9 protein-coding genes and 1 riboswitch are annotated in these 11,048 nt (G+C 55.9%); of the genes, 2 read left to right on the top strand and 7 right to left on the bottom strand.

Translation table 11 applies throughout. From position 1 onward, the window contains the following. Positions 1 to 43: 43 nt before the first annotated feature. The 6 genes from C7436_RS16860 to thiC form a co-directional block, all read right to left on the bottom strand. The gene (locus tag C7436_RS16860; RefSeq protein ID WP_121208534.1) at positions 44 to 646 is read right to left on the bottom strand and encodes a DUF2931 family protein; all 603 of its coding nucleotides are present in this window, start codon (positions 644 to 646) and stop codon (positions 44 to 46) included. Positions 647 to 655: 9 nt separating this feature from the next. Then, positions 656 to 2,716, bottom strand: coding sequence for a T6SS phospholipase effector Tle1-like catalytic domain-containing protein (locus C7436_RS16865; RefSeq protein WP_121208535.1), 2,061 nt, complete (start codon positions 2,714 to 2,716; stop codon positions 656 to 658). 113 nt (positions 2,717 to 2,829) lie between these two features. Next, positions 2,830 to 3,636: a 3',5'-cyclic-AMP phosphodiesterase gene (cpdA, locus tag C7436_RS16870; RefSeq protein ID WP_121208536.1), complete on the bottom strand. Its 807-nt coding sequence runs from the start codon at positions 3,634 to 3,636 to the stop codon at positions 2,830 to 2,832. Positions 3,637 to 3,846: 210 nt separating this feature from the next. Beyond that, positions 3,847 to 4,332 carry a DUF1249 domain-containing protein gene (locus C7436_RS16875; RefSeq protein ID WP_023010963.1) on the bottom strand — a complete coding sequence of 162 codons (486 nt, stop codon included), beginning with the start codon at positions 4,330 to 4,332 and terminating at the stop codon, positions 3,847 to 3,849. Next, positions 4,329 to 4,949, bottom strand: a complete 621-nt coding sequence (locus tag C7436_RS16880) for an NUDIX domain-containing protein (RefSeq protein ID WP_121208537.1) — start codon at positions 4,947 to 4,949, stop codon at positions 4,329 to 4,331. Before C7436_RS16880 ends, C7436_RS16875 begins: the two co-directional genes overlap by 4 nt. Before the next feature lie 114 nt (positions 4,950 to 5,063). Next, positions 5,064 to 6,941, bottom strand: a complete 1,878-nt coding sequence (gene thiC / locus C7436_RS16885) for a phosphomethylpyrimidine synthase ThiC (RefSeq protein WP_121208538.1) — start codon at positions 6,939 to 6,941, stop codon at positions 5,064 to 5,066. An 83-nt stretch (positions 6,942 to 7,024) separates the two neighbouring features. After that, positions 7,025 to 7,138, bottom strand: a riboswitch (TPP riboswitch). Positions 7,139 to 7,324: 186 nt separating this feature from the next. On the opposite strand from thiC, the gene C7436_RS16890 reads away from it, so the two are divergent. Next, entirely contained in the window at positions 7,325 to 8,686 is a 1,362-nt protein-coding gene (locus C7436_RS16890; RefSeq protein WP_014420550.1) for a TolC family outer membrane protein, read from the top strand. Between the two features lie 43 nt (positions 8,687 to 8,729). On the opposite strand, the gene waaA is transcribed toward C7436_RS16890, so the two are convergent. Further along, positions 8,730 to 9,983, bottom strand: coding sequence for a lipid IV(A) 3-deoxy-D-manno-octulosonic acid transferase (waaA, locus tag C7436_RS16895; protein WP_121208539.1), 1,254 nt, complete (start codon positions 9,981 to 9,983; stop codon positions 8,730 to 8,732). A 102-nt stretch (positions 9,984 to 10,085) separates the two neighbouring features. Between waaA and lpxL the strand changes: the two genes are divergently transcribed. After that, on the top strand, positions 10,086 to 11,048 hold the full coding sequence (lpxL, locus tag C7436_RS16900) for an LpxL/LpxP family Kdo(2)-lipid IV(A) lauroyl/palmitoleoyl acyltransferase (protein ID WP_121208540.1): 963 nt from the start codon (positions 10,086 to 10,088) through the stop codon (positions 11,046 to 11,048).

The raw sequence follows: 11,048 nt of genomic DNA on the forward strand, positions 1-11,048 counted from the left end.
TGGGTGCGTCCAAGAAAATGCACCCGCAGATTTAGCGGTGCGGCTACCACTTGTCGAGCTGCAAGCCGTGCTCTTCCAGGTAATCGCCATGCTCCTCCAGATAAGACGCTGTGGCACTGGCAAAATCGTCGGGGTCACCCTCAACCTCAGTAGCGGATACTCGCATCACCTCCACCGCGTTACTTCGCTGGCTCATCATCCACATTACGACCTGGCCGCCGGGGGCCAGGCCAAGTACCAGGCTATGGCGGGGCATATAACGTTCTTTGCCACTAGGAGTCGTGGTAAGGGCGGGCACACTCATTCTGGCTTCCAGATCGTCAGGAACCCTGATCAACGTTGAGTAAAACTTCTGCTCGGCATACGAGAACCAGTGAAGCGCAATCAAGTTGGGAAACGGATCCATTTCACCGCCACCACCTCGTGGACCATACTTGCCCGTCCAACAACATGAAACAGTGCCTATAGGCACGCGCCAGCTGCGCTCACCCGACCTCTCGAGGTGCATGTTCATCACCCACATCTCATAGTGCTGGGGAGCAGCTACACCAATATACCAGGGAATATCACCTTTCTTCGGTGTGGAGCAGCCAGTGATAAGCAAGCCAACGCTGACAATCATCAAAAGCCTTCGAAGAGAATACATAACGGCACCTTATCGGTTGGCATGAATGGCGCGCTCTCCTGACGAAGCAGGAGCATTAGGACTAAAGTTTCGTCCGAAACGAATGTTCGTAACGGTTTCACCGATCATAAACCTTAACGCGTTATAGTTTGCCGAATAGTGAACATAGCGCTGCCTAATCAATGCCTGTTGACCCAAGGTCAACGAGGGAGAATCACAACCAGAAATAACTTGATGAAGAATGTCCTCGGAAACTTGCATCAAGTCATCAGGTATACGCGTTTCTTCGTCTGCACGAATATCTCGTAGCGGCACTCCAGCCTGGCTGGCCAATTCCCACATAACTTTGAAAGCTATTCTGGAATACTCTCCCCTAACCTGCCGCACCATCCGCAACGCCAGCTCTACCCGTCCATCTGGCGCCGGGTGAGCGGATACTTTCTTATGCACTTGATAATAAGCATCTCCCAGCGGACCGAGCTGACTGGGTGCTGGATCCGGTTCTTCAGATGATTGAACAGGCATGCTGTATTCCCCGATCCAGCCTTCCGATTCAAATTTGAGTTTCAAGTTATTCAGGTTATCCCATTCCATCGTCTGCTCTGGCCAACGATGACGATGTGTCGGAATCACATAGTAAGGAGTTACCAGAACATCCTCGCGTTGATTATCCGAGTAACCACCACCGATATCGGAATGCACCCCCGGCAATGAGATTTCCCGGAAGTTTTCAGGGAGACTGCCATCAGAATTCCGTAAGCTGTTGAGGGAGAAATTTTCCCGATGTTCGTCAGCTGCAATTAAATGCGCTGCGGCCTCTACCTTTTTGGGATCGAGATAGACAGTAACAGGTGCATTACGCTCATTCGACGGCGATAAATCCATGGCGAGCGGATTAATTACCGCAGCCACAGTGTCGAATACCCCCACAAAGCGGACAGCAACCTTGCCTGGCCATTCCATGTCAAATGACTGAAACATCCGCCCCAGTGCACCAGTTGGTCCTTCGAGTATTTCGTGGGCAGCCAGGCGAGCCGAGGCTGCTCCACGACTGAATCCGAATAGATCTACCGTTAGCGTTCTAATATTGCTCGACAATCCCAAACCATAAATTCGCCGAACAACTCGAAAAAACGCATTTCTCACCTGACTAACAATTCCTGTTTCCCCCATTCCAGAAACAGATCCAACCAGCGAATCACCTTCGCCAGTTTTGGTGCCAATGCCAGGTGCATAAATCAACAGACGATGTATAGCTCGACCATTCGACTCTTCACTGGACTCAATATAATGACGAGCCAGTTTCGCCACATTACTCGGCGCGTTGCTATAACTCCCACCCATTGCCAGAGACAATCGATACTCGCACTCCTCCAGGGACATATCGCCGCGCTCAAAGGCCTCAACGCACTCGGTTGCCGCGCGCTCCTCCAGTTCCCTGGAGTTTTCAGCATTGTTGAGGGTGCCATCAGTGAAGATGCCGATTTCGAGATGGATTTCCGGAGGTGCTTCAGTGGTGGAAGATTCGGTCGTCTTGGTCAGTGCAGAGACAGGCAAAACGTTATTCGAGGATGAGCTGGGCGAGCCGCCGGATTGAACGTCTTGCCGCGAAGCCTGCTCGCGCTGTTTAAGGCGATACTCCATCGCGAAATCGCCTGAAGGCAAACTTCCCACGCCCATACTGCCCTGAACCCGCAAATCTCCCGGGGTAATACCGTGCTGATTCAGAGCGTTTACTCCGGCGATGATCTCATGATCAACTCCGGCGTCTGTCACCTGCCAACGGCCCTCGCCTCCCACCTCTTCACGCCAACGCACGACGGGTGAGGATGGCTCTCCATCAATAGTGTCAAAAACCAGAAGAAGTCGCCCATCCCGTATTTCCCGGAGGACATTCTCAATATGGGTATTGCGCTGTTGATTGAACGCCCGCGCTCCCAGACCGTAAGTTGCCGGCTGTCCAAGGAGGCGCTCCAGATTTGTGTTGGGGTTGTTCTGAATAAAGCGTCGGGCTTTTTCCAAGGCAAAAAAGGGCGATTCCAGCCCTGGCAGATCCGCCGCCCGCAGATCCTGAGGTTGTATGATTTTCATTCCGTGTCATCCGTTGACGAGTTCTGATCTTCCCTGTGAAATCCCCTTCACAGGCTTGTCATATTATCAAAGCCGTCAACGTAAACCGTGATCTGCCTTCAGCCAGGCCCGAATCAATACCCGGTACTCTTCTCGTCCAGGTCAAACTCGAAACTTTCCGCTCGGCGGACTTCCGTCTTGAAGCTGCCGGAGGGATCAAGTTCCAGCCAGCGATAACCCGGTGCCAGAGGTTCCACGGCAAAGTCACTGGATCCTGTGGCGAACTGGATGCAAGTGGAAGGTGTAGCCAGCAGGCAAGCACCGTTGCGCTGCTGTTCAAGCTCTTGATGGATATGGCCCCACAGCACTACCCGAACCTGCGGATGCCGGTCAATCACTTGCCAGAAGGCGTCCCGGTTTTTGAGCCCGATTTTTTCCATCCAGTCTGAGCCGATATCCACCGGGTGGTGGTGCAGGCTAACCACAGCAGGCATCTCTGGTTGCTCGGACAAAGCCCTGTCGAGAAAACTCAGCTCATCGGCCGAAAGCTCTCCATACACCTTGCTGTGTACCGAGGAATCGAGCATGACAAACTGCCAGCCGCCCTGGATCCATTGTTTTTGATCAGAGCCGGACTCCGCCGCAATGGAAGACAACAGCGCGGAATCGTCATGATTGCCAGCAATCCAGAGCGAGGGGCAATCAAACGCCTTCAGTTGTTCAGCGAAATAGCGATACGCCTCCGGCGATGCATCCTGGGTGAGGTCTCCGGTGGCAAGAATCAGGTCGGGCTGGCCGTGATTGCGAAGCACTTCGTTAATCACCGCCGCCAGGCTGTCACGGGTGTTGACTCCCAGCAAGGCGCCATCCGCAGACGCCATCAGGTGCGGATCGGTAAGCTGCAACACATTGAGTGGGCGCGCCGTTGTGGGTTTGGTCATTCCAGGCCTGTTCTGTTTTCTGCAAGCAGTTGATAATCCAGACAAGTGTACGATGGCTTAGTTCAGATTGATTGTTCACGAATGGAAGGTGGATCACATTCTGACCAGCGGCACGCTAGATTTTGCAGTATTTGACAACTCTGCCACAGGTCCGACAACCGGCTTTATAGACTTTCGGCGAACTGAGAAACCGTTCAGAGATGAGGGATTTCAATCGATGCCTTCGCCCGCAGACCAGGCTGCATGCTCCATCGGCAGGTGCCCGAAACGCAGGCAGTAGTCCAGCCAATCGGCCAGGAAGCCGTTCACCTGAACCTTTTCATCCGGGTGATGCATAAACCGGTTCGGATAGTCATTCACGGGCGCAATCTGTCGTTGCCGGTAGCAGCTGATTACTTCGGCCATGAGGGCGTCGTGGTATACGCGCACAGTCATCCTGGGGTTGTTCAGCCATCGGCCGCTGTTGTGGACTTGCTCCAGCAGCAGGGTTTCTGTGAATCTGGCCGTTTGCAGCACTTCAATTCGCACCCGGCCCAGGTACTGGTTCTCCCGGTGCAATTCGAACTCACATACGGGCTTGCCATCCACCTCAAGCTGGCGCAGCTTGCGCAGGCGCTGATAGTTGCCGTCGCAGAGTGCCCCCAACTGACGCAGGTCCGGCACATACTGCCTGGGCCGTTTTACCCACTCCGTCATGCTTGCCACTCCCGCCGCAAACGCTCCCGGTTCAGTTGCAGCCACTGGATGGCAATAATCGCGGCGGCGTTATTGATGCGGCCATCAGCAATCATGGCAAAGCATTCTTCCGCTGACACCACGTGGCTGAGAATGTCCTCGTGCTCATGTTCCATACCGAAAACACCACCAGCCTCGGCGGTGCTGATCTGACCGCAATACAGGTGGATCATTTCCGTGGTACCGCCGGGGGACACCAGGTAATCGCAGATTTTGTCCAGGCGACTGAAACTCAGCCCAGCCTCTTCCTGACCTTCTCGCTGGGCCACCTCTTCCGGACTCTCACCATCCTCATTCATGCCAGCAACAAGTTCCAGCAACCAGGGGGACTGGTTACGGTGGAGCGCCCCCAAACGAAACTGCTCCAGAAGTACAACCTCGTCGCGCGCCGGATCGTATGGCAGCACGCAGGTGGCATCACCCCGGATAAACAGTTCCCGGGTAAAGACGGGCATGTCGCGACCATCGAAGCGCGGATGCGTCAGCCAGAGTTTGTCCATTCGGAAGAAGCCCTGGAACACGGTTTCACGTTTTTGGACTTTGACGTCGCTGGCGTTGAACTGGAATGGTTTTGGCATTACTTCACCCGGTTGCGCATTCGGCCTTGAACGATAGCCGGAGCCACGGCGGGGTGCAAGTTAACACCCCGCCAGGCTCGGATTCACGCCATCATGGAACCAAGTGAATGCGGGTCAGATCTTGTCGTAGATCTTGCTGCCCGATTCCACAAACTCCCGTGATTTCGCCTGCATACCGGCATCAATCGCCGACACCTCATCGATACCGTGCTCTGCCGCGTAATCCCGGACCTCCTGGGAGATTTTCATGGAGCAGAACTTGGGGCCACACATGGAGCAGAAATGCGCCACCTTGGCCGATTCCTTGGGAAGGGTTTCGTCGTGGTAGGCGCGGGCAGTATCCGGGTCCAGCCCCAGATTGAACTGGTCTTCCCAGCGGAACTCGAATCGCGCTTTGGACAACGCATTGTCGCGGATCTGGGCACCCGGGTGACCTTTTGCAAGGTCTGCAGCATGCGCGGCGATCTTGTAGGTGATAATGCCGGTTTTCACGTCGTCCTTGTTGGGCAGTCCAAGGTGTTCCTTGGGCGTGACATAACAAAGCATGGCACAACCGTACCAACCGATCATGGCCGCCCCGATGCCGGAGGTGATGTGGTCATAGCCCGGGGCAATATCGGTGATCAGCGGCCCGAGCGTATAGAACGGCGCTTCGTCACAGCATTCCAGCTGTTTGTCCATGTTCTCCTTGATCAACTGCATCGGCACATGGCCGGGGCCTTCGATCATGCACTGGACGTCGTGCTTCCAGGCAATTTTGGTGAGTTCTCCGAGGGTTTCCAGTTCACCAAACTGGGCGGCATCATTGGCATCGGCAATGGAGCCCGGGCGCAAGCCGTCACCAAGACTGAAGGAGACATCATAGGCCTTCATGATTTCGCAGATGTCTTCAAAGTGCTCGTACAGGAAACTTTCCTTGTGGTGAGCCAGGCACCACTTGGCCATGATGGAGCCACCTCGGGACACGATGCCGGTGGTGCGTTTGGCGGTCAGTGGTACGTGGTGCAGGCGCACGCCGGCATGGATGGTGAAGTAATCCACGCCCTGCTCCGCCTGTTCAATCAAGGTGTCGCGGAAGATTTCCCAGGTCAGGTCTTCGGCCACGCCGCCGACTTTTTCCAGGGCCTGGTAGATGGGCACGGTGCCGATGGGGACCGGAGAGTTGCGGATGATCCATTCCCGGGTTTCGTGAATGTTCTTGCCGGTGGACAGATCCATGATGGTATCCGCTCCCCAGCGAATGCCCCAGGTGAGTTTTTCCACTTCCTCCTCAATGGAGGAGGTCACTGCCGAGTTGCCAATGTTGCCGTTGATCTTCACCAGGAAGTTGCGGCCGATGATCATCGGTTCGATTTCCGGGTGGTTGATGTTGGCTGGAATGATGGCGCGGCCACGGGCCACTTCGTCGCGAACGAATTCCGGGGTGATTTCTTTCGGCAGGTTGGCACCGAATGACTGGCCGGGGTGCTGCTCGGCCAGCAATCCATTCTCTCGGGCTTCCTGCAGCTTCATGTTCTCCCGGATGGCAATGTACTCCATTTCCGGCGTAACAATGCCCTGCCGGGCGTAATGCATCTGGGACACATTGTTGCCGGGTTTGGCACGCAGGGGTTTGCGCTCGTCCATAAACCGGAGCGGATCCAGAGTCGGATCTTTCATACGCCGGCGGGTAAACTCAGAGGTATACCCTTCCAGTTGTTCGACATCGCCGCGTTCGGCAATCCATGCAGCGCGCACCGGCGGCAGCCCCTTGCGCAGATCGATGCTGGCTTCCGGGTCTGAATAGGGCCCGGAGGTGTCGTACACCACCACTGGCGGATTCTTTTCCCCGCCCATTTCAGTGGGCGTGTCACCCACAGTAATTTCCCGCATAGGCACGCGCAGATCGGCTCGGCTACCCTGCACGTATATTTTTCGTGAGCTTGGTAATGGTTTGATTGCTGCGGAGTCTACTTGTGCGGAATCGCTCAGGTAGGATGGGATGTCCGTCATCGTCTGCTCCCGTGTTTGCTCAGGTGGTCGGGTCGCGTATGACGGAGTTATGCCGAAGGTAATTCGAAACCTACTTCTGGCATGGTTCGTACGGTCTTAATCCCTACGCCGGTATTATCCGGATCAGGTCGCGGGTTCTGCGTTGCAATCTCAGCCGATCACCTGGTTCAGGCAAATCAGCACCCCGTCAAGACGCGATAAATATTCTGTTTTGCTCACAAAATGAGTGAGCTTTTCAAGTGTAGAGACGGGAACGATTATTGTCCATAATGGGCCACCAATACCTTTGGGTCACTATCGGGATAAACCCGCGCTCTACACGTTGACCTGCCGATACCTGTGTCCAGATCACGGATGCCCGGAGATAGTTTTCAGGAGCAATAATGAAGAAACGTTTACTTCCAGGTTTGATCACCCTGCTGGCAGCCCAGCCCGCTTTCTCTCTGGATCTTGTGGAGGCTTATGAGCAGGCACTGTCATATGACTCCGGCATCGCCTCTGCGCTGGCACAGTTTCAGGCCCAGCAAGCCGCCAGCGATGTGAGCAAGAGTACCTTATTGCCGCAGGTTGGTGCGTTTGCCGAAGCCAACCACACGGATTTCGACGCTGAAAACGGCCCGGGAGACAGCTACAAGTCATTCAACTATGGCGTGCAATTGTCGCAACCGGTTTTCCGCGCCGACAACTGGTTCCGCTACGACGCCAGCCAGTTCCAGACCGAAGCCGCCCAGGCCCAGTACAACCTGGCCCAGCAACAACTGATTCTGGATGTTGCAACCGCCTATTTTAATGTCCTGCGCGCTCAGGATACCGTTGCAACAGCTCGCGCGACTGAAGCAGCAATCCAGCGCCAGTATGAACAGGCGCAGGAACGCTTCGACGTCGGCCTGATCGCCATCACCGAGGTGTACGAAGCCCGCGCCAGCTATGACGACAGCAAAAGCCAGCGCATCGCAGCCGACAACCAGCTGAATGTCGCCCGGGAGCAGCTGGCGCGACTGACCGGCGAATACGCCGATGACCTGGAAAACCTGCGCGAGAATTTCCCGCTCGGTCGACCTGAGCCCATGAACCCGAATGCCTGGGAAACAACAGCCCTGGACCAGAACTGGTCCATTCAAGCGGCTTTATCACAACTGAACGCCAGCGAGGCCAATCTTAAAGTTGCCAAATCCGGCCATTTGCCAACACTGGACCTGGTGGCATCCTATGGCGAGTCCGAGCTGGACGGCGCCCGAAACCCTCAGCAGGAAGGAACCCAGGGGGTTATTGGCCTGGAGCTCAACGTGCCTCTCTATATGGGCGGCGGCACCCAGGCCGGCGTGCGCCAACAACGCTCTCTGGTCACCGCTGCAGAGCAGGATCTGAACACCGTCCGTCGCGATGTACAGGTAAACACCCGCAGCCTGTTCCTCACCGTGAACAACAACGTGGAAACGGCATCGGCACTGGAGCAGACCATCATCTCTCGTCGTAGCGCCCTGGATGCCACCCGGGCCGGTTATGACGTTGGTACCCGCAACATCGTGGAAGTGCTGGATGCAGAGCGGGCTTACTACGTCGCCCTGCGGGACTACGCCAATGCGCGGTATGATTACGTGATCAACACTCTGCAACTGAAACAGGCAGCCGGAACCCTGAGCCCTCAGGATCTGGTGGATCTGAACAACTGGCTGAGTGAAGGTGCGCGAGGCATAGAAGCGATGGCAGAGGAAGACCGCACACTGGACAACCCTGCCCGGTAATCCCCAAAAGGCGAGCTCCGGGTATCACCGGCGATACCCGGAGCTACAGACGTTCGATAATCCCTTCGACAACCTTATCCAAGGCACCCCGGTTTTTCTGAACGACGCTTAATGCACGCACTCCGTAGGCCCGGCATTCTTCTTTATCAGTCATCAGCTTACTGAGCGCCGTGGCCAAGGCTTTCGCCCCGTCTATTACCTGCACAGCACCATCCGTCAGCAGGTGCTCGTATATGGTTTCAAAATTGAAAACATGAGGACCCGAAAAAACCGGTATTCCCCAGGCTGCCGGCTCCAGTGGATTATGCCCACCACGCTCGATCAACGAACCTCCAACAAAGGCGATATCACTGGCACCGTACAGCATCATCAGTTCGCCCATGGTGTCACCCAGATAAACCTGAGCTTCGGCAGGGTCATCACCGGTTGAACGACGGGCAACAGAAAACCCCTCTTTCTCCGCCAGCTCGGCGACAGAGTCAAAGCGATCCGGATGCCTGGGCACAATAATCAGCAAAGCCTCAGGATGTTGCTGAAGTATTCCCTGATGAGCGTCAAGCAACTGCTGGTCTTCTCCGGAGTGCGTGCTGCCGGCAATCCAGACCGGGCGAGCCCCAAGCTCCTCACGCAAGGCACGGGAAGCCGCACGCACATCATCCGGTATATCGACATCAAACTTCACACTGCCAGTAACCTCAACGTGGGAGGCGGCAACGCCAATGCGCCGAAACCGGTCAGCATCCCGGTCGGCCTGCGCCGCCACCCAGGTAATGCTTTTCATGATCGGCGCGGCCAGCCCTTTGACCCGTTCGTAACCACGGGCAGAACGCTCGGACAAGCGCGCATTTATCAGGAAAACCGGAACTCTCCTCCGGCGGCATTGGCGGATCATATTGGGCCAGATTTCTGTTTCGAGAATAACCAGAATCCTGGGATTGATGCGGTCCAGAAAACGCCGGATGGCGCCGGGTGTATCGTATGGGGCGTAGGCATACGTTACCCTGTCACCGAACATCTTGCGGGCCTGGGCCAACCCGGTGTCGGTCATCGCCGTCATCAGAATAGTGGCCCCCAGATTCCTGGCGAGCAGGCGCCTGACCAACGGGCCTGCCGCAATGGTTTCACCCACAGACACGGCGTGTACCCAGATAACCGGGCCAGAAATTTCGGGCACCCAACCCAAACGGTGTTGCCAGTCGCGCCGAAGGGCGGGCGCTTTACGCCCTTGCCACCACAGCCGGATCAGTATGAACGGCAGCACAAGGCGAATCAGCTGGGAATAGATAAACTGGAACACGCAGGACTCCCGGCAAAACAGTGCGTTATCATAGGGCCAATTTTTCTTTGGACGGGCATCTTGCCCCCCGGAAAACCGTTTGTCGATGCAGGATTCACGATTTTGAAGAAGAAGTACCGCAAACTACCACGAAACACAGACTATTCCGCCTACCGCCATCCACGATGGTGGCCAACCTGGCTTGGCATAGCCGCGATGTGGCTAGTGGCCCAGTTGCCGCTGCGCCTGCAATGGTGGCTGGGCAAGATTGCTGGCCTGCTGGCCTGGCGGCTGGCGAAAAGCCGGCGCCATATTGCCGAAGTGAATATTCGCCTGTGTTTCCCGGAGCTGAACCAGCAGCAACAGGCCGCGCTGGTTCGCAATGCCTTTATCGCCAACGGGATTGGCTTGATGGAGATTGGTGTTGCCTGGTTTCGCGATGCGTCAAAACTCAAAAAGATCACCAGAGTTCACGGTCTCGAACACTTCGAGCAAGCGCTCGAAGAGGGACATGGCGTATTGTTGCTCGGAGGCCACTACAGCACGCTGGATCTGGGTGGTAGCCTGGCGACGGAGTATATTGAGGCAGACGTCATGCAGCGGGATCACAACAACCCACTGATGAACGCAGTGATGACCCGGGCTCGCGGCCGACGTTACGGTACGGTGCTGGGCGCACGTGACCTTCGCGGGCTATTTCGCTGCCTGAAAAACAACCGGGCCGTCTGGTACGCCACGGATCAGGACTACGGCCGGAAAGACATCGTTTTCGCGCCCTTCTTCGGGATTCCAACCGGCACCATTACTGCCACATCGCGGATTGCTGAGCGTAGCAAGTGCAAGGTCGTTCCCTTCAGTCATTTCCGCCGGGAAGATGGCCCGGGCTACGACATCTATTTCCACCCTGCCCTGGAGAACTTCCCCAGTGGCGATGATCTTGAGGATGCCACCAGAATCAACGCCATTATCGAACAGGAAATCCGCAAGGCGCCCGACCAGTATCTTTGGATGCACCGCCGCTTCAAAACCCGACCGAACAGGGATGATCCAGGCTTCTATGGCCGAAAACGGAAGAAGAAGAGGTGA

The sequence above is a fragment of the Marinobacter nauticus genome (assembly GCF_003634635.1).
GTDB lineage: Bacteria > Pseudomonadota > Gammaproteobacteria > Pseudomonadales > Oleiphilaceae > Marinobacter > Marinobacter nauticus.